The organism is Microbacterium sp. 69-10 (assembly GCF_001897945.1).
Classification (GTDB): Bacteria; Actinomycetota; Actinomycetes; order Actinomycetales; family Microbacteriaceae; genus Microbacterium.
In genome coordinates this window covers 25,113-42,972 of record NZ_MKRT01000024.1, presented here as the reverse complement: position 1 = coordinate 42,972, position 17,860 = coordinate 25,113, and the positions used below count along the sequence as shown (strand labels likewise).

Here is a 17,860-nt window from a genome sequence, read left to right as displayed (position 1 = left end):
GGAAGGGCGCGAATCAGGCCGTCGCCGCCTCCCGGCTCGGCGCCCGGGTGAGCTTCGTCGGATGCGTGGGTGACGATCCGGACGGTGCGCTCATGCTTCGCGAACTGCGGGCGGAGGGCGTCGAGATTTCGGACACGACCGTGCTGCACGACGTCGAGACCGGGCGGGCCTTCGTCTGGGTCGACGACCGCGGCGAGAACTCGATCGCCGTGGTCGCCGGAGCCAACTTCCGGCTCTCCGCTGCCAAAGTCGAACGGACGGTCCGCCGTACCGAACCCGGCACTGTGCTCGTCGTCCAGTGCGAGATACCGGTGGCGACGATCGAAGCGGCGATCCTGGCGTCGACGGGCACACGGGTGGTGCTCAATCTCGCTCCGGTGGTGAGGCTGTGCGATGATGCCATCCGTAGGGCTGACCCGCTGGTTCTCAACGCAGCCGAGGCCACGGCGCTGACAGGGATCGACGTGCGGTCCTCCGACGACGCGCTGCGGGCCGCACGGGAGTTGCATCCCCGGCCGCGCAGCACGGTGATCACGATCGGCGCAGGAGGTGCAGTGTGGGTGAAGGGTTCGCGGAGCGGGTACTGTCCGGTGCGGGATCGGGTCGCCGTGGTGGACTCCACGGGAGCGGGCGACGCCTTCGTCGGAGCGCTCTCTGCGGCGCTGGCCCGCGGAGCGGACCTGACGGCGGCCGTGGCCTACGGGGTGCACGCGGGAAGCTACGCGGTCGCCCGCCCCGGAGCGCAGGCCTCGTACGCGCGCATCCGGGATCTGGGGGCGGTGCCGGGCCTCTCGACTTCCTGACGTCTGGAGGCCGTCGCTGATGGCCGTCACCCGAGCAGACGTCGCTGCGGCAGCAGGTGTCTCGCCGGCCGTGGTCTCGTACGTGATCAACGGCGGTCCCCGTCCCGTCGCCGCCCGTACGCGGGAACGGGTCGAGCAGGCCATCAGCACTCTCGGCTACCGACCCAACGCTGTCGCATCGGCGCTGCGCCGCGGTAGGACCCGTGTCATCGGCCTCCTCACCGAGAGCCCTGTCAATCCGTTCTTCGCCGAGCTGACGGAGGCGATCACGAACGAGGCCACCAGCCACGGGCTAGCCCTGACCCTGGGAATCGCCGACATCGTGGGAGAGCGCCACCTGCCGTTCCTGCACTCGGTCGTCGATCATCGCGTCGACGGTGTGATCGCCGCCACCGACCATTTCTCGCAACTCGCCAGCAGTGTGCTGGGCACCGTCCCGGTCGTCTCCATCCAGAGCACTCACGGCCATGTCCGCGGCACATCCGATGAGGTCCAGTTCGACAATGAGCACGCCGCCCAGCTGGCCGTCGAGCACCTGATCGAGCACGGATACACCGAGATCGCTGCGATCGCGGGACCCTGGCTGTCGACCAGCGCCGACCGCCGCATCCTCGGGTGGCGCGACACACTGACTTCCGCAGGCCTCCCCGCCGGCGACGATCTCATCGAGCACGCTGACTTCACGGCGGCTGACGGACGGTCGGCCGCGCATGCGTTGTTCGGCCGTGTCGCGCGGCATCACTCCCGCCCTCGCAGTCCTCGCGCCGTGTTCGTCTCGTCGGATGTGCAGGCCATCGGAGTGCTTCAGGCCTGCTCCGAACTCGGGCTGCGCGTGCCGGAGGACCTGGCGATCATCTCCGTCGACGGCACCGACATCGGCCTTCGGATGAGCCCGCCGCTCACCAGCGTGCGTCAGCCGCTCGAACTGATGGCCGCGGCGGCAGTGAACGCCCTGCTCACGGAGCCACGGAGCGACCCTCGTCCGATCCCCCCGTTCCGTGGCCAGCTCGTCATCGGACGCAGCTGCGGGTGCGATCCCCACAAATAGCCGGGGTCGTCCTGCGCGGTCGTCGACGCCGAGCGGATGCTCCTCAGACGACGACCGCGATCGCGAAGCCGTCCCAGCCCTTGATCCCCACGGTCTGCAGGGCCGTCGCGTCGAAACGCGGATCCTCTCCCAGCATCCGCAGTCCGTCCCTGGTTCCGACGACCTTGGGATCCGGACTCGCGTCGTTCACGATCTCCCCGTCGCGTCCGATGTTGTCGACGACGACCACGGTGCCCGGATGGCCGAGCCTGGCCGCCCAGTCCAGGTAGAGCGTGTTCGACTCCTTGTCGGCGTCGATGAACACCAGATCGAACCAGCCGACCAGCGTCGGCAGCACGTCCGCGCCGCGGCCGATGCGGATGTCGACGCGGTCCCCCACGCCTGCCGCGTCGATGCTCGCCCGGGCGACGGCGGCGTGCGCGGCCTCGGCCTCGATCGTGACGACGCGGCCCTGCTCTCCCACCCCACGGGCCATCCAGATCGTCGAATACCCCCCGAGCGTGCCGATCTCCAGGACGCGGGTGGCACCGGAGATGCGCACCAGCAGGTTCAGCAGCTTGCCGGCGACCGGTGCGACCTCGATCTCGGGCATGCCCGCCGCGCGCTGGGCGTCGAGCGCCGCCTCGAGTGCGGGATCGTGCCCGACGAGGGTGTCGGCGAGGAAGTCGTCTGCGGCCCGCCAGGCCGCCGGGGTGGAGTCCATGTGCTCAGCCAACCCCGGCGGCTGCGCGCGGTCAAGCGCGTCCGGTTCAGCCCGCGCGCAGCGCCTGGAGCACCGAACCCGCGTCGGCCGCACCGTCGACCGTCACCACGAAGACGCGCCCGCTGCGCTGCGTCACCTGCAGCGCCTCACCCGTGCGCAGCACCACGCCACGACGGCCATCCATCGCGATGCGCCAGCCCCAGCCCCCGAAGTCGGCGAGCGGGTTCACCGGCACGACCTGCACGCGCTCGATGTCGTCCAGGCTGATCCGGGAGCTCGGCCATCCGAGCAGCGAGCGCACCTGAAGCCCCCGCCGATCGACGCGCACCCGGAATGCGAACATGCAGCAGATCACCACGAGCATGAGCGCGCACAGTCCGATCAGCAGCCAGGCGGTGCCCCAGCCGTCCTCGGGGGCACGAGCCACGACGAATGCCGTGACGCCGAGGAGCACCAGCATCGCGACCCCGAGCACCACGACGCCGGTCCGGGCCATCGTCGCGGTGCCGAACCAGGCCATCCGCTCCGTGTCGGTGAGCGGCGGCGTTCCCGTCGCAGCCACCCATGGCTCGATCGGTGCGACGTGCGGCTGCGCGAACCAGCCGATGATCGTTCCGACGATCAGAGCTCCGAAGCCGATGAACATCCACGGAGTGATGTCGGGAGCATCCGCGGCATCCGCGAGCCCACGCTGGGCGTCCGCCGTGCTGACGGTGAGCAGCCCCATGAACAGCCCCATGCCGAGGTTGATCGCACCCAGGAACCGCGCCGTCGGCGACCACTGCGGCACGGGCGCCCCAGCCGGCAGCCCGCGATTAGCACCGGGCATCCGGTGAGCGAACCAGGCGAGCACGGCCAACAGCCCGACCACGCCCGCCCCGACCGCAGGTGTGAAGAACAGCATGCCCTTCGGGGCGAAACCGTCGGGACCGCCGTCGCCGGACCAGTGGATGCCGACCGGGTCGGGAAGCTCCGGCAACCACGCCGCCACGATCACGACCGACAGGGCGAGCAGCACCAGCGGAGCGATCACCCCCACCCGGAGGAACACAGCGCGGGCTCGGAGCACATCGGGGGTCGAGGTCGTATCGCTCATCGAGACCAGCATGCCAGGAGGGTGCGGTGCCGCGACCCGGAGCACATTCTCCGACACGGTCAGACGGTCGGATGCTTCGGATGCGACTCCGCGAGCGCCGGCTGGCGGCGGAACTGGCCGGTCAGCAGCAGTATCACCGCCACCACGGCGCACGCGATCGAGCCGGAGATGCCGAGGGCGAGAGCGAATGCCGGGTCGGGCTGGGATCCAGCGGCATACAGCACGAGCGGGAGACCTGCGGAGGCGTTCAACGCGCCGTGCGCGAACACCGCCGGCCACATCGATCCGGACCGCAGCCTCAGGAAGCCGAACAGGACGCCCCAGGCGATGCATCCGCCGGTCATCAGCAGCACGCCGGCGATGTCGGAGCGACCGAAGTTGTAGCCGAGCAGGATGACCGGTGCGTGCCAGAGACCCCAGATCGCGCCGCTGACCAGCAGGGCGGTCCAGGTGCCGTATCGACGCAGCGCTGGAACCAGGAAGCCGCGCCAGCCGAGCTCCTCCCCGAAGGCTGCGAGCGCGTTGATCGTGATCGCGGCGAACGGCATCGAGATCAGCTGGGTCAGGATGAGCAGGCCGACCGGCGGAAGGGCCTTCCCCGCCGCTGCCACGGCGGGATTGGCCTTGAGGATCTGCTCGTAGCCCGAGAAGTTCACCAGGTCGAGCTTGAGCCAGCCGAGCATCGATGCAAGCGCGAGTGCCAGAAGGACCACGGCGAACACACCGAAGACGGCGATCACGCTCATCCAGATCACTCGCTTCGCCGGGCGCAGCGGCCACATGCCCAGGAACCGCAGCCGCTGTCCTCTGGGCACCGGGCGCATCACGAGCATCACGATCAGCACCGCGGCGGCGGGCGCATACATCATCACCGGCAGCAGCAGCGTGGCCCCCGGGGTCGCCAGCCCGTTCCCCAGCCAGAGCGGAAGAGCCACCAGCCAGGCCAGGCCCATCGCCACCAGCACGTAGGCGACGATCGCGCTCAGGCCGACCTTCGGCATCCGCTCAGTGTTCCGGATCTCACTCATCTCCACACCCTCCTTCTCACTTCACCGGATCTCTGCGGTCGAGATACGCCTGCAGGGTCGCGGCGCCCACCTCCGCGCCGTCGACCGTCACGACCAGAGGCCGCTTGTCGCGCCGCTCCACCTCGATGGCGGGGCCGGTGCGCAGCACGATCCCGGTGCGGCCGTCCAGGCCGATCCGCCAGCCGAAGCCGCCGAACTCGCCGAAGGGATGGCACTCCACTGCACGCACCGACACGATCTCGTCGAGCGGGACGTGCACCTTCGGGAACCCCACCTGCGAGCGGACGGTGAGCCCGTCGGCGCCGGCCCGGACCCGGAAGGACGCCGAGGTCGCGAACGCGAAGCCGATGATCGCGAGCGTGAGCAACGGGATCCAGAACGCCTCGTGCGCCTCGAACACCATCACAGCGGTGATGCCGACGACGAGCACGACGACGAGTCCGACGATCAGCATCGCGACCCGCGACATCGAGGCGGTGGCCATCCACACCACGCGCTCCCCCGCGGAGATCGACGCGAGATGCGCGGCCTCGAGCGGCTTCGCCGGCGTGGGACGCACATCGGGCTGAAGCACCCATCCGACCGCGGTCAGCACCAGCAGGGCGCAGAAGCCACCGGTCACGACCGGCCAGATAGGCCCCACCTGGGCGGCCTCCGACAATCCCCGCTGCAGCGCGACGGATCCTCCGTTGATGACGGCGCTGAGCCCCGACAGTCCCAGCGCCATGCCGCCCAGCAGGCGCGAGGCCCCGCCCCACTGCGTGCGTCCCATCGCCAGCACCATGCCGACCATGAGGACGGGAAGCCCCAGACCCACGCCGATCGCAAGCCACGGATACATGCTGGGCGAGCCGAGGCGATCGACCCCGCCGACTCCCCAGTGCGTGGCGGCCGGGTCGGGCAGCGACGGCAGCCAGGCGATGATGAGCGCGACGACGACAGCCGTGATCACGGCCGGGCCCACCAGGCCGATGATGACGAGCATCCGGCGCGCGCGACGCAGGTCGCTCGCGTGCTGCGCGGTCACGGACTGCTCGGCGGAACGGTCGGTCATGACGTCATCTCCTTGACGATCGCGGCCAGCGTGGCCGGGGTGAGTCCGAGTTCGGCGCCGCGGCGGACGAGAGCCGCGATCTCATCGGCGAGTTCCGCGAGCGGTGCGGCGGATGCCGACACGACGGCGCCGCGGCCGCGGCGGAGCTCGATGAGCCCTTCGTCGCGCAGCTGCTGGTAGGCGCGCAGGGCGGTGTGCACGTTGACGTCGATGCCGGCGGCGAGCTCGCGGGCGGCCGGAAGGCGGTCCCCCGGATGCAGCCGGCCGGCGAGTACCTCGGCGCGCACCGACGCCGCGATCTGCTCGAACAGCGGCGTCGCGCTGTCGGGTTCGACTCTGATCAGCATGGGATCACCTCCATGGGATTAATCTATCGCAGCTAGAACAACTAGTACAAGTAGAACTACCTCCGCCGACTTTTGTCGGTTCGCTCCAGCGAAAGCGGCCAGAGCCGATGCGGGTGCGCAGACTGACAGGCATGCGCATGACTCCCCGACGCCTGGCCCTGGGCATGAGCCTGTGGATCCCGAACCTGTTCAGCGGCATCCGCGTACGCCGCTTCAGCGAGGACTGGACCCACGCGACAGTCGAGCTGCACGTGAACGTCTTCACCCGCAACTATGTGAAGACGGCGTTCGGCGGGTCGATGTCCGCGATGACCGACCCGTATTTCTTCATGCTCGTGATGCACCAGCTCGGCCGGGATCACGTCGTCTGGGACACCCGCGGCGAGATCGAGTTCGTCAAGCCGGGACGGGGCGTGCTGACCGCCGAGTTCTCGGTGCCGAAGGACAAGGCCGAAGAGCTGCGCGCACGCGCCCGGGGCGGCGCGAAGGTGCTGGAGTGGTTCGAGACCGAGATCACCGACGCCGAGGGCGATGTCGTCGCGCGGGTGCGACGCGAGGTCTACGTGCGCGAGAAGAAGCGCGTCACCGAGGCCGGTCGGTCGTAGGCGCCCCGGCCGCCCGATCGGCGGGCCCGCGAGAAGCCGGGCCGATCACGCGGTCTGACCGAGAGCAGGTCACCCGCCGTTCACCGCGCGGTGTCAGGATGGGCGGATGCCCCTCGCACGCCGCCTGACCCTCACGGATGCCGTGTCCATCGGCCTCGGCTCGATGATCGGCGCAGGCGTTTTCGCCGTCTGGGCCCCCGCACTGGGCGCGGCGGGATCCGGCATCCTCGTCGCCCTGGCGATCGCCGCCGTCGTCGCGTTCTGCAACGCCACCTCCTCCGCGCAGCTCGCGGCGGTGCATCCGGTGTCCGGCGGCACGTACGCGTACGCCCGAGCCGAGATCGGCCCCTGGACGGGATTCATCGCCGGCTGGTGCTTCGTGATCGGCAAGACGGCCAGCTGCGCCGCGATGGCCATGACCTTCGCCGCCTACGCCGCACCCGAGGGATGGCGCACGCCCGTCGCGGTCATCGCCGTGGCAGCGCTGGCGGCCGTGAACTGCTTCGGCGTGACGCGCACGGCGGCCCTCACCCGCATCCTGGTGGTCGTCTCGCTGCTGGGACTGGCCGTCGTCGTCGCGGCCGGGTTCTCGTCTGCCGCGAGCGCCGCGCCGGCGCCCCTGCCTGATGCCACCGCCTACGGGGTGCTGCAGGGGGCGGGCCTGCTCTTCTTCGCCTTCGCCGGGTACGCGCGCATCGCGACCATGGGCGAGGAGGTCGCGGACCCCGCGCGCAGCATCCCGCGCGCGATCGTGCTCGCCCTCGCCGGCGCCGTCGTCGTCTACGTCCTGATCGCCCTGTCGGTCACATTGACGCTCGGAGCGGATGCCGTGGGCAGCGCGCATCCGGTCGCCGACGTCGCCGCAGCAGCCGGCTGGACCTGGGCCGGCCCGGTCGTTCGGATCGCCGCCGCCGCGGCATCACTCGGCGCGCTTCTGGCACTGCTCACGGGCATCGGACGCACCACGCTGGCCATGGCCCGCGAGGCGGATCTGCCCCGCTGGCTCGCCGCGATCGACCCGCGCTGGCAGGTGCCCCGCCGGGCGGAGATCACGATCGGAGTGATCGTGATCTCCGTGGTGCTGATCGCCGACCTGCGCGGCGCGATCGGCTTCTCGTCCTTCGGCGTCCTGCTCTACTACCTGCTGGCGAACGCCTCGGCCTGGCGGCAGTCCGCCGACGTGCGCCGCTATCCGAGAGCGCTGCAGGTGATCGGGATGCTCGGATGCCTGGCTCTCGTGGTCACGCTCCCCGTGCTCGGGGTCATCGTCGGCGCGGAGATCGTCCTGGCCGGTATCGCCTACCGTCTGCTGCGACTGCGGTTCGCGGCGCGGTCCTGACGGGGATCAGAGCTCCTGCCGGTAGCCGCTCGGCGCCATGCCGAGCACGGTGCGGAAGTCACCGGTGAGATGCGCATGATCGGCGTAGCCCAGCTCGGCCGCGAGAGCCGCGAGGTCGATTCCGGGGTCGTCCCGCAGCCGCTGCGCCGCCTCCTGCAGCCGTCGACGCCGGATCATGGCGAGGGGCGGCAGGCCGACGTAGCGGTGCGTCATGCGCTGCAGCGTCCGCAGCGAGACCGCGAGTCGGGTGGCCGCCTGCTCGGAGGTGCGGATGCCGGCGTCGGTCATGAGCAGCTCGGACATCGCATTGGCCTGCAGCCCGGCATCCGTCGGCTCTCCAGCACGCTCGGCCAGCCAGCGCGACATGATCGCGACCGCGCGCAGCAGGCGATCGTCGTCATCACCGTCCATCGCAGCGGCGACGGGCTCGAGCAGGTCGGGAGCGGACAGGCCCGCCCACGAGTCCCGCAGTTCAGAGGGCTTCTCGGCCAGCGCCGGGACGGCGGCGGGACGGAGCAGCGCGCCGACGGCCCACCCTCTGCCGGTCAGGTCGCGATGTGTGGCCGCGGTCGTGGCTCCGACCAGCTGCACTCCGGAGGGCTCCACGACGAGGTTCAGCGCCGGATAGGCGACCACATCCTGACGCGACGTCTCCCCCGGTCCGAGATCCCATTCCGGGATCCAGAACCACGCGACCAGGTGCTGCGCCTCCGGCATCGGCGGCAGGCGGTGGAAGCGGGGCATCCGGTCGGGATACAGGACTCCGCGTCGCGCATCGATCATTCCACCGACGATAGGCGGGACGCCGGACATCTGTCGCGAATCTCCAAGCCCCGACTCCGTGGCCGCTCGTACGGTCGGAGCATGGAAACCACGCAGCAGCAGACGACCACCGGCCTCACCGGCATCCACACCACCGACGGGCGCCCGAACCGCTCCACCTCGCTGACGCCCTTCCTCGCGATCCCGGACGCGGCGGCGGCCATCGCGTTCTACCGCGACGTGTTCGGCGCACGGGTGATCGACGTCACCGAGTTCGGCGGCGTCGTCGCGCACGCCGACCTGGACTTCGGTCTCGGCGGCCTGCAGTTGGGCGAGCCCTCGCCGGAGTACCACCTCGTCGCCCCGCCCCAGGGCGAGGACGACTGCTACTCGATGGGCATCTACGTCCCCGACGTCGATGCTGTGGTCGCCCGCGCCGTGGAGGCCGGAGCCGTGGTGCGCGAGGCGCCGTCGGACTTCGTGTCGGGCGACCGGTTCGCCAGCATCCGCGATCCCTTCGGGGTGCGCTGGTCGGTGATGAGCCGCGTCGAGGACCTCTCCGAGGAGGAGAGCGCCCGCCGCGTCGCCGAGTGGGCGGCATCGTTCTCGTCCGCCCCGGAGGACAACGCCGGCTGACCGGCACCCGCCTGGGCCGGACGCCGGTCGATGGCACGGATCGGGGGCCGACACGCCACTTCTCGGACGTTTCCCGCGAATCCGTCCGCAATCTGGCGTGTCGGCCCCCGGAGTGTATCGGCGTCAGCGGGCAACGGGCGCCGTCAGGGCGGCGGCGACGACGGGGAGCAGCGCCTCGGCTGTGCGGCGATAGCCGAGCGCGCTCGGGTGGAACCGGTCCAGGCTGAACATCTGCTCGGGCTCATCGAGGAACAGCGGGCCGACGGTGCGGCGCAGGGAGACGGATGCCGCACCGGCGCGCGCCGCACCCTCGGCCTGCGCCTCCGCCAGCCGGCGGGAGAGCCGGGATGCCAGCGTGCGCAGCGGTTGCGGCACGGGCCGCAGCGCGCCGAGGTCCGGGCAGGTGCCGACGACGACCCGCGCACCGCGCTCCTGCAGTCGCTGGATCGCCGCGACGAGATGTCCGACCGATTCGGTCACGGGGATGCGGTGCGTCACGTCGTTGCCGCCGACGACGATCACGGCCACGTCCGTCCGGTCCTCGGGCGTCAGCCGGTCGAGCTGGGCGGCGAGGTCCGGAGACTCCGATCCGACCACGGCGAGCGACCGCAGACGGACGGGACGGCCGGTCCGCTCGGCGAGGCCCTTCGCGAGCCGCCCGCCGAGCGTCTCCTTCCGGCGGCTCGCCCCGAGCCCCGCCGCGAGCGAGTCGCCGACGATGAGCAGGTCGATCGGGTCGCCGGGCAGGCGCCTCCGCCACACGCGGTCCACCGCGAGCGCGTCCTCCCCCAGGGGCTTGCCGATGCGACGACGGGCGATCGCCGCCTGCCGTGCGAGGCCGAGGCGGACGCCGATGGCGGCAGCGGCGAGCGCGGCGACGGTCAGGAGCGCTGGGCGGACGGGGTTCATGCGTCCGATCCCAGCGTCCGGGCGTGAACGGCGCATGAACACCGGAGGACGGGTCTTCGGAAGACGCCGGCTGACCAGTGTCCGTCACCCGCGGGTGGCACAGATCGGGGGCCGACACGCCAGATCGCGGACGTTTCCCGCGAATCCGTCCGAAATGTGGCGTGTCGGCCCCCGGAGTGTGCCGCCAAGGCCGGCGGATGCCGCTCAGCCCAGCGGCTTGACCTCCGCCGAGCCCGGCTCGTCACCGGCGCGCACCGAGACGAAGCCGGTGTAGCCGTCGGCCGCGGAGCGCTCCAGCAGTCCCTTGAGGTTCTTCGGGCGGCGCTCCAGGCGCACGCGTCCGCCGTTCGCCACCAGGGCCGCCTTGTGCGCCAGCAGCTCGGGCACCGGCACGTCGGCGTCGTGCACGAGCACGACCGCCTGCGCGGCGTCGGCCTCCTGCTCGGCGACCAGGTCGACGATCCGCTCGAAGCCGATCGAGAAGCCCACCGCGGGCACCTGCTGGCCGAGGAACCGGCCGATCATGCCGTCGTAGCGCCCGCCACCGCCCAGCGAATAGCCCACCGAGGGGTGCGCGAGCTCGAAGATCGTGCCGGTGTAGTAGCCCATGCCGCGCACCAGGAACGGGTCGTAGACGAGCGGCGGCTCACCGGCGCCCGGGCGGGCCGCGACCACGGCCTCGCCGAGTCCGACCAGGTGCTCGACCAGCTCGTCGGGTGCGCCCTCGGGCAGCGCCTTGCGGATCTGCCGCTCGCCGTAGGGGTTGTACTCCATGGTCTGGGGACGCACGAGGAACGCGGCGAAGGCGTCGACCGCGCATGACGTCGCACCGCGCTCGCGCAGCTCGGCGGCCACGCCGTCCGGCCCGATCTTGTCGAGCTTGTCGATCGTGATCAGCACCCCGGGACGCTCGTCCTCGGTGAAGCCGAAGGAGTCGAGCATCCACTCCAGCGCGCGCCGGTCGTTGACCCGCACCATGCCGCCCTCGAGCCCGAGTGCGTCGATGGTGTCGAGGGACGCCACGATCAGCTCGGCCTCGGCGCGGGCGCTCTCGTCGCCCATGATGTCGATGTCGCACTGCACGAACTCGGCCTCTCGGCACGCCACACGGGGCCGATCTGGATCGAGCGGAAGACGGCGGGCAGCTGACCCCGGTTGGTGGCGTAGAAGCGCGCGAGCGGCACGGTCAGGTCGTAGCGCAGGCCCAGGTCGCTGAGCGCCGCGGGGTCGTCGGCGGCCTCGCGGATCGCATCGGCGTCGAGCCCGCGGCGCAGGATGTTGTACGACAGCTTCTCGTTGTCGCCGCCGATGCCGGCATGCAGCCGGTCGTACTCCTCGACCACGGGGGTCTCGATCTCGTCGAAGCCGTGCGCGCGGTAGCGCTCGCGGATGACGGCGAGCACACGCTCGCGTCGGGCCTTGTCTGCGGGGAGGAAGTCGCGCATTCCGCGCGGCGGGTTCACGTTTGCCACCCGTCCATCTTTCCAGGTGCGAACGGAGTCCTGCGCGCCGGATGCTCAGAGCGCGCAGCCGCCGGCCTCGCGGCCTTTCTCGATCGCGCCGTCAGGCACCGGAGCCGCACGGTTGGCATAGTGGACGCATGCCCGAGAACGATGCGCGCCCGACCGTCGCGGCACCGGCCGCGGCATGAGCGCCGCTCCTGTGCTCGTGCTTCCCTCCGCCGGCCGCTTCGCCGAATGGGTCCAGCTGATCGAGGACTACGGCGGCCCGGAGTCGACCGAGCTCGTGGGGTCCGGATTCCACGGCAACCGGGAACCGCGGGTCCCGGTTCTCACCCCGGACGGCTACGCGACCTGGCTCGCGATGCTCGCCGAGGAGGCCGACGAGTCCGTCCCGCCCCACCCCGGACGGGTCAAGAGCTCGTGGTTCTGGGTTCTCGACGACGACGGTGCGTGGGTCGGATTCCTCGCCCTCCGACGCAGCCTGAACCCCGCGCTCCTCGAGACCGGCGGGCACATCGGCTACTCGATCCGTCCGTCACGTCGTGGCGAGGGCCTCGCCGGGCGCGCGCTGGCCGATGCGCTCGTCGAAGCCTCCGCCATCGGGCTGGAGCGCGTGCTGATCACCTGCGATGAGGACAATGTCCCCTCGGCACGAATGATCGAGCGGAACGGCGGGATCTATCAGGACTCCCACAATGGAATGCGCCGGTACTGGGCACCGACTCACCGCTGAGCGGTTTCGAATCGCTCAAGTTGCTGCATTTCGGCGCACGATACAGCAACTTGAGCGATTCGAAATCGGATGATCGCCTCAGCCGGCCTCGGCCGCGCGGACCTCGTCCTCGAGCCGGCGGAGGCGCTCGCGCAGGGCGCGCTCCGCGTCCCAGCCGTTCTCGCGGGCCTGGGCCACCAGAGCGAGGAGGGCGTCGCCGAGGGCGGATTCGGAGGCGATGCGTTTCGTCTCGCCTGCGGCTCGCTCGACCACCGGGGTCGGATCCACGACTGGGGACGGATCGACGACTTTCGCGGCCCGTCCGAGCACCTTCTGCGCGCGCGCCAGCGCCGGCATGCCGGCGGGCACCCCGTCCAGCACGCTGCGCCGCTCGCGCTTCTCGGCGGCCTTGGCCGCGTTCCAGTGCACGAGCACCTCTTCGGGCGTGGCGGCCACGGCGTCGCCGAAGACGTGCGGATGCCGGCGCACCATCTTCTCGGTGAGGCCGCGGGCCACGTCGTCGATGTCGAACGGATCGTCCTCATCCTGCGCGGCGACGGCGGAGTGGAACAGCACCTGCCAGAGCAGGTCGCCGAGCTCCTCGCGCAGCTCAGCGCGATCTCCGGCCTCGACGGCGTCTATCACCTCGTGCGACTCCTCGATCAGATACGGCACGAGGTCCCGGTGCGTGATCCGCTGCGACCACACGCAGCGCTCCCGCACCTGCCGCATGGTATCGGCCGCGGCGCGCAGCGGGTCGGACACGTCGCGCAGCGGATCAGGATCGGTCACGGCGTCCTCCTCAGGCGGTCTTCGCCAGCATCCGGTAGTGACGCGCACGCATCGAGACGATCACACCCGACAGCACGAGAGCGATCAGCGAACCGGCCAGCACACCCAGGATCGCCTCGTCCCGGATGTCGCCACCCCCGGCGAACGCGAGGTTGGCGAGCAGCAGGGACACGGTGAATCCGATGCCGCCGAGCACGCCGGCTGCGATCAGGTCCGGCAGCACCAGCGCCGGCGCCGTTCCGCGCGGGCGCAGCTGCAGGCTCAGCCAGCCGAACAGCGTGATGCCGACCACCTTGCCGACCGGCAGGGCGACGACGATGCCCCAGAAGGCGGGCGACAGCTGCGCCGGCGACACCTGCGGGATCACGACGAAGGCCGCCACGAACGCGAACACGGGAAGGATCAGCCCGTTCACCGTCGGCTCCAGCGCGTGCCGCACGCGCTCCGCGGGAACGGGCGCCATCACCAGTCCGAGCAGCACGCCGGCGATCGTGGCGTGGATGCCGGAGACCGCCATGAGACCCCAGGCGATCACGCCGACCACGCCCATGGCCACCGCGATGCCGGAGTGCCCCGTGGCGTGCAGCCAGTGGCTGAGCGCCCAGAACACCGCGACGGCGACCACGGAGAGCCCGAACATCAGCCAGTCCACGTCGTGCGCGAACAGCACGGCGATGAAGATGATGCCGATGATGTCGTCGAGGATCGCGAGAGCGAGCAGGAAGACGCGCACGGCCGTCGGCAGTCCCTTGCCGAACATGGCCAGCACGCCGAGCGCGAAGGCGATGTCGGTCGCCGTGGGAATCGGCCAGCCGACGTGCGTCTCACCGCCGCCGGCGATGAGCAGGTAGACGAGGATCGGCACGATCACGCCGCCGGCAGCGGCGATCGCAGGCTGCACGGCCTTGCGCACCGAGTTCAGCTCACCGTGGGTGAGCTCATGCCTCAGCTCGATCGCGACGACCAGGAAGAAGATCGCCAGCAGTCCGTCGGCCACCCATTCCTCGACCGACAGGTCGAGGGCGGTGCCGGGGATCGCGATGTGCGCCTCCAGCACCGCGGCGATCCCGTCGTGGGTGGACAGATTGGCCAGCAGCAGCCCGAGGGCCGCGGCGGCCAGAAGGAGGGCGGAGGGGAACTGCTGACCACGAAGGGGGTTTGCCGAGATGCGCATCCCCTCCATCGTAGGTCGTCGGGTTCCGAGGCCCCCGGAGACGGCATCCGATCACCTGTCACGAAGAACGGATGCCGTGCGTGCCCGGGTTACGCTCGGGAACATGACCCTCGAGCCGACGAACACCGAAGCCATCCGCGTCATCACCCGTTTCGAAGCGTCCAACGGCATTCCGGACAGCATGCGCTCGGATGTGCGCATGCTGGGCGGGCTGCTCGGTCAGGTGCTGCGCGAGTCGGGCAGCCCCGGCCTGTTCGAGGACGTCGAGCGGCTGCGGCTGGCGACCATCCAGGCGGCGGATGCCGATGATGAGGCGTTCGCGCGCGCGGCGTCCATCGCCGACTCGTTCACGATCGAGCGCGCGGACGAGGTCGCGCGCGCCTTCACCTGCTACTTCCACCTGGTGAACCTCGCCGAGGAGCACCAGCGCGTGCGCGTGCTGCGCGAGCGCGCCGGGCAGCCGGGCCGGGAGGACGCCGCCGACACGGTCGCCACGGCGTTCGCGCAGCTGCGCCGCGAGGTCGGCGAGGAGGAGGCCCGCGAGCGCCTCTCCGAGCTGCGCTTCCACCCGGTGTTCACGGCGCATCCCACCGAGGCGCGCCGGCGCGCCGTCTCCAGCAGCATCCGCCGGCTGTCCGAGCTGCTCACGCAGAACGACGCGGCGAGCGCGGGCGGCGCTGAGCAGGCGCGCGCGCACCGCCGGATGCTGGAGGAGATCGACACGCTGTGGCGCACCGCGCCGCTGCGCGCCCAGAAGCCGTCCCCCACCGACGAGGTGCGCACGGTGATGAGCGTGTTCGACGAGACCCTGTTCACCACCGTCCCGCACGTCTACCGGCGGATCGACGACGCACTCCGAGGCGAGGGATCGGGCAACGGCGCCCCCCTCGTCCCGGCATTCGTCCGGGTGGGCTCCTGGGTGGGCGGCGATCGCGACGGCAACCCGTTCGTCACGGCAGCCGTCACCAGGGAGGCCGCGGAGATCGCCGCGGACCACGTGCTGCGCGGCATCGAGCGCTCCATCGAGCGGATCGGGCGCACCCTCACGCTGGATGCCGAGGGCACCCCGCCGAGCACCGCGGTCGAGGCGCTGTGGACCGCGTTCGAGCAGGCGCAGCCGGAGCTGGCGGCCGCGATCGCCAAGCGCTCCCCCGACGAGCCGCATCGTCGCGTCGTGCTCTCGCTCGCGCATCGCGTGCACGCCACCCGGGTCGGCGACGACGACGCCTACTCCGCGCCCGAGGAGCTGCTGGCGGACCTTCGGACCGTGCAGTCCTCGCTGGCCGCCGCCGGCGCCACCCGGCACGCGTTCGGCGGCGTGCAGCATCTGATCTGGCAGGTGGAGACCTACGGCTTCCACCTGACCGAGCTCGAGGTGCGTCAGCACTCGCAGGTGCACGCCGAGGCGCTGGCGGAGCTGGATGCGGGCGGCGAGCTCAGCGAGCGCACCCAGGAGGTGCTCGAGGTCTTCCGCGCGGTGGCGGACATCCAGAAGCGCTACGGCCTGCGGGCCGCGGGCCGTTACGTCGTCTCCTTCACCCGGTCGGCGGCCGACCTCGCGGCCGTGCACCGCCTCGCCGCCTATGCGCTGGGCGAGGACGCCCCGGTGCTGGACGTCGTCCCGCTGTTCGAGACGTTCGCCGACCTGCAGGCCGCACCCGGCATCCTGGCCGAGGTCGTGGAGTTCCCCGAGTTCCGTGCCCGGCTGGACGCCACCGGCAACCGCCTCGAGGTCATGCTCGGCTATTCGGACTCGTCGAAGGACGTCGGTCCGGTGGCGGCGAACCTCGCCCTCTACGAGGCGCAGCGCGACATCGCGCAGTGGGCGGTGGACGCCGGCATCCGGCTCACCCTCTTCCACGGCCGCGGCGGCGCGCTCGGCCGCGGGGGCGGCCCGGCGAACTCGGCGATCCTCGCCCAGCCGCCGCACTCCGTCGACGGCCGGTTCAAGCTCACCGAGCAGGGCGAGGTGATCTTCGCCCGCTACGGCGAGCCCGCCATCGCGATGCGACACATCGATCAGGTGGCCGCCGCCACCCTGCTGGCCTCCTCGCCCTCGGTCGAGCAGCGCACCAGCGGCGCGGCCGAGCGCTTCGCACCGATCGCCGCCACGATGGACACGGCATCCCGTGAGCGGTTCTTCTCGCTGGTGGCGGCGGAGGGCTTCGCCCCCTGGTTCGCGACCGTCACCCCGATGGAGGAGATCGGCCTGCTCGCGCTCGGCTCCCGTCCCGCGCGACGCGGACTCTCCGTCGAGTCGCTGGAGGATCTGCGGGCCATCCCGTGGGTGTTCGCGTGGACGCAGGCGCGCATCAACCTGGCCGGCTGGTTCGGGCTGGGCACCGCGCTGGAGGCCGTGGGCGACGAGGCCGCGCTGCGCGAGGCGTACCGCGAGTGGCCGCTGCTGCACACGATGGTCGACAACGTGGCGATGAGCCTGGCGAAGACCGATGAGCGCATCGCGCGGCAGTACCTGGCGCTGGGCGACCGCGACGACCTCGCCGCCATCGTGCTCGACGAGCTGCGGCTGACCCGCGAATGGGTCATCCGGCTCACGGGCGGCGACGCCCTGCTGCAGAACAAGCCGATCCTGCAGCGCGCCGTGCAGCTGCGCACCCCGTACGTGGACGCGCTCTCGCTGCTGCAGCTGCGGGCGCTGCGCGCCCTGCGCACGCCCTCCACGGTCGAACCCGTGCCGGATGCCGATCTGCAGCGCCTGCTGCTGCTCTCGGTCAGCGGGGTCGCGGCCGGCCTGCAGAACACCGGGTGAGACCTGTCGCGGGGCCCGGCTGACACGTCCGCCAGGGCCCTCCGGCGATCGTTGTAGGGTGAAAATCAGCCTGATCCGGCGAAGCATCCATGCGACACGATCGCTCGCATCCCCCATCCCTCTCCGAGAAAGCTTCCCGCGTGACCGAAACCACTGCCGACTTCCATCCGCTCAGCGCTGCCGCACAGCCGATCTTCGACACGGTGCGCTCGCTCAACCCGAACGAGCCGGAGTTCCACCAGGCAGTGCACGAGGTGCTGCACTCCATCGGCCCGGTGCTCGAGCGGCACCCGAAGTACATCGAGAACGGCATCCTGGAGCGCCTGGTCGAGCCCGAGCGCCAGATCATCTTCCGCGTGCCGTGGATCGACGACAGCGGCCGGCTGCGGGTCAACCGCGGATACCGCGTGCAGTACAACTCGGCGCTCGGCCCGTACAAGGGCGGTCTGCGCTTCCACCCCTCGGTCAACATCTCGATCATCAAGTTCCTCGGCTTCGAGCAGATCTTCAAGAACGCGCTCACCGGTCAGGGCATCGGCGGCGGCAAGGGCGGATCGAACTTCGACCCGCACGGCAAGAGCGAGGCCGAGGTCATGCGGTTCTGCCAGTCGTTCATGAA

16 protein-coding genes and 2 pseudogenes are annotated in these 17,860 nt (G+C 71.0%); 8 read left to right on the top strand and 10 right to left on the bottom strand.

Annotated features, from left to right (window positions below; translation table 11 throughout):
• The coding region (locus BGN97_RS11140) for a ribokinase (RefSeq protein WP_292701320.1) at nucleotides 1-803 on the top strand (803 nt) is incomplete at its 5' end.
• 19 nt (nucleotides 804-822) lie between these two features.
• Nucleotides 823-1,851 (top strand): LacI family DNA-binding transcriptional regulator, encoded by a 1,029-nt coding sequence (locus BGN97_RS11135; RefSeq protein WP_292701319.1) that lies wholly within the window; start codon nucleotides 823-825, stop codon nucleotides 1,849-1,851.
• A gap of 43 nt (nucleotides 1,852-1,894) precedes the next feature.
• On the opposite strand, the gene BGN97_RS11130 is transcribed toward BGN97_RS11135, so the two are convergent.
• The 5 genes from BGN97_RS11130 to BGN97_RS11110 are packed head-to-tail and all read right to left on the bottom strand — an operon-like array spanning nucleotide 1,895 to nucleotide 6,079.
• Nucleotides 1,895-2,554, bottom strand: coding sequence for an O-methyltransferase (locus BGN97_RS11130; RefSeq protein WP_292701317.1), 660 nt, complete (start codon nucleotides 2,552-2,554; stop codon nucleotides 1,895-1,897).
• Nucleotides 2,555-2,600: 46 nt separating this feature from the next.
• Nucleotides 2,601-3,650 carry a DUF1648 domain-containing protein gene (locus tag BGN97_RS11125; RefSeq protein WP_292701315.1) on the bottom strand — a complete coding sequence of 350 codons (1,050 nt, stop codon included), beginning with the start codon at nucleotides 3,648-3,650 and terminating at the stop codon, nucleotides 2,601-2,603.
• A gap of 59 nt (nucleotides 3,651-3,709) precedes the next feature.
• Nucleotides 3,710-4,678 carry a CPBP family intramembrane glutamic endopeptidase gene (locus BGN97_RS11120; RefSeq protein ID WP_292701312.1) on the bottom strand — a complete coding sequence of 323 codons (969 nt, stop codon included), beginning with the start codon at nucleotides 4,676-4,678 and terminating at the stop codon, nucleotides 3,710-3,712.
• 16 nt (nucleotides 4,679-4,694) lie between these two features.
• Entirely contained in the window at nucleotides 4,695-5,732 is a 1,038-nt protein-coding gene (locus tag BGN97_RS11115) for a DUF1648 domain-containing protein (RefSeq protein ID WP_292701309.1), read from the bottom strand.
• Nucleotides 5,729-6,079, bottom strand: a complete 351-nt coding sequence (locus BGN97_RS11110; protein ID WP_292701306.1) for a GntR family transcriptional regulator — start codon at nucleotides 6,077-6,079, stop codon at nucleotides 5,729-5,731. The genes BGN97_RS11115 and BGN97_RS11110 overlap by 4 nt, the downstream gene beginning before the upstream one ends.
• A gap of 131 nt (nucleotides 6,080-6,210) precedes the next feature.
• Here BGN97_RS11110 and BGN97_RS11105 point away from each other — a divergent pair, with 131 nt between their 5' ends.
• Nucleotides 6,211-6,684 carry a DUF4442 domain-containing protein gene (locus tag BGN97_RS11105; protein WP_292701303.1) on the top strand — a complete coding sequence of 158 codons (474 nt, stop codon included), beginning with the start codon at nucleotides 6,211-6,213 and terminating at the stop codon, nucleotides 6,682-6,684.
• 106 nt (nucleotides 6,685-6,790) lie between these two features.
• Entirely contained in the window at nucleotides 6,791-8,023 is a 1,233-nt protein-coding gene (locus BGN97_RS11100) for an APC family permease (protein ID WP_292701300.1), read from the top strand.
• Between the two features lie 6 nt (nucleotides 8,024-8,029).
• On the opposite strand, the gene BGN97_RS11095 is transcribed toward BGN97_RS11100, so the two are convergent.
• Nucleotides 8,030-8,806 carry a helix-turn-helix domain-containing protein gene (locus tag BGN97_RS11095; RefSeq protein WP_292701297.1) on the bottom strand — a complete coding sequence of 259 codons (777 nt, stop codon included), beginning with the start codon at nucleotides 8,804-8,806 and terminating at the stop codon, nucleotides 8,030-8,032.
• Between the two features lie 81 nt (nucleotides 8,807-8,887).
• Between BGN97_RS11095 and BGN97_RS11090 the strand changes: the two genes are divergently transcribed.
• Nucleotides 8,888-9,421 (top strand): VOC family protein, encoded by a 534-nt coding sequence (locus BGN97_RS11090; protein WP_292701294.1) that lies wholly within the window; start codon nucleotides 8,888-8,890, stop codon nucleotides 9,419-9,421.
• 123 nt (nucleotides 9,422-9,544) lie between these two features.
• On the opposite strand, the gene BGN97_RS11085 is transcribed toward BGN97_RS11090, so the two are convergent.
• Complete coding sequence (locus BGN97_RS11085; RefSeq protein ID WP_292701292.1) at nucleotides 9,545-10,330, bottom strand: SGNH/GDSL hydrolase family protein; 786 nt, start codon at nucleotides 10,328-10,330, stop codon at nucleotides 9,545-9,547.
• 204 nt (nucleotides 10,331-10,534) lie between these two features.
• Nucleotides 10,535-11,775 (bottom strand): annotated as a pseudogene (locus tag BGN97_RS11080) (ATP phosphoribosyltransferase regulatory subunit).
• 202 nt (nucleotides 11,776-11,977) lie between these two features.
• Between BGN97_RS11080 and BGN97_RS11075 the strand changes: the two are divergent.
• Nucleotides 11,978-12,526 carry a GNAT family N-acetyltransferase gene (locus BGN97_RS11075; protein ID WP_292701289.1) on the top strand — a complete coding sequence of 183 codons (549 nt, stop codon included), beginning with the start codon at nucleotides 11,978-11,980 and terminating at the stop codon, nucleotides 12,524-12,526.
• A gap of 78 nt (nucleotides 12,527-12,604) precedes the next feature.
• Here BGN97_RS11075 and BGN97_RS11070 read toward each other — a convergent pair whose 3' ends face one another.
• Nucleotides 12,605-13,237, bottom strand: a complete 633-nt coding sequence (locus tag BGN97_RS11070; RefSeq protein WP_292702170.1) for a MazG family protein — start codon at nucleotides 13,235-13,237, stop codon at nucleotides 12,605-12,607.
• Between the two features lie 70 nt (nucleotides 13,238-13,307).
• Nucleotides 13,308-14,471, bottom strand: coding sequence for a Na+/H+ antiporter NhaA (locus tag BGN97_RS11065; RefSeq protein ID WP_292701286.1), 1,164 nt, complete (start codon nucleotides 14,469-14,471; stop codon nucleotides 13,308-13,310).
• A gap of 103 nt (nucleotides 14,472-14,574) precedes the next feature.
• Here BGN97_RS11065 and BGN97_RS11060 point away from each other — a divergent pair, with 103 nt between their 5' ends.
• On the top strand, nucleotides 14,575-17,241 hold the full coding sequence (locus tag BGN97_RS11060) for a phosphoenolpyruvate carboxylase (RefSeq protein WP_292701283.1): 2,667 nt from the start codon (nucleotides 14,575-14,577) through the stop codon (nucleotides 17,239-17,241).
• A gap of 89 nt (nucleotides 17,242-17,330) precedes the next feature.
• Nucleotides 17,331-17,860 (top strand): annotated as a pseudogene (locus BGN97_RS11055) (Glu/Leu/Phe/Val dehydrogenase dimerization domain-containing protein); the annotation flags it as partial.

Bases quoted from the DNA above. Each gene is read 5' to 3' on its own strand.
- BGN97_RS11135 (WP_292701319.1), top strand. From the start codon at position 823: ATGGCCGTCACCCGAGCAGACGTCGCTGCGGCAGCAGGTGTCTCGCCG.
- BGN97_RS11065 (WP_292701286.1), bottom strand. From the start codon at position 14,471: ATGCGCATCTCGGCAAACCCCCTTCGTGGTCAGCAGTTCCCCTCCGCC.
- BGN97_RS11095 (WP_292701297.1), bottom strand. From the start codon at position 8,806: ATGATCGATGCGCGACGCGGAGTCCTGTATCCCGACCGGATGCCCCGC.
- BGN97_RS11085 (WP_292701292.1), bottom strand. From the start codon at position 10,330: ATGAACCCCGTCCGCCCAGCGCTCCTGACCGTCGCCGCGCTCGCCGCT.
- BGN97_RS11100 (WP_292701300.1), top strand. From the start codon at position 6,791: ATGCCCCTCGCACGCCGCCTGACCCTCACGGATGCCGTGTCCATCGGC.
- BGN97_RS11070 (WP_292702170.1), bottom strand. From the start codon at position 13,237: ATGCGGCAGGTGCGGGAGCGCTGCGTGTGGTCGCAGCGGATCACGCAC.
- BGN97_RS11120 (WP_292701312.1), bottom strand. From the start codon at position 4,678: ATGAGTGAGATCCGGAACACTGAGCGGATGCCGAAGGTCGGCCTGAGC.
- BGN97_RS11060 (WP_292701283.1), top strand. From the start codon at position 14,575: ATGACCCTCGAGCCGACGAACACCGAAGCCATCCGCGTCATCACCCGT.
- BGN97_RS11105 (WP_292701303.1), top strand. From the start codon at position 6,211: ATGCGCATGACTCCCCGACGCCTGGCCCTGGGCATGAGCCTGTGGATC.
- BGN97_RS11125 (WP_292701315.1), bottom strand. From the start codon at position 3,650: ATGAGCGATACGACCTCGACCCCCGATGTGCTCCGAGCCCGCGCTGTG.
- BGN97_RS11110 (WP_292701306.1), bottom strand. From the start codon at position 6,079: ATGCTGATCAGAGTCGAACCCGACAGCGCGACGCCGCTGTTCGAGCAG.
- BGN97_RS11115 (WP_292701309.1), bottom strand. From the start codon at position 5,732: ATGACCGACCGTTCCGCCGAGCAGTCCGTGACCGCGCAGCACGCGAGC.
- BGN97_RS11090 (WP_292701294.1), top strand. From the start codon at position 8,888: ATGGAAACCACGCAGCAGCAGACGACCACCGGCCTCACCGGCATCCAC.
- BGN97_RS11130 (WP_292701317.1), bottom strand. From the start codon at position 2,554: ATGGACTCCACCCCGGCGGCCTGGCGGGCCGCAGACGACTTCCTCGCC.
- BGN97_RS11075 (WP_292701289.1), top strand. From the start codon at position 11,978: ATGAGCGCCGCTCCTGTGCTCGTGCTTCCCTCCGCCGGCCGCTTCGCC.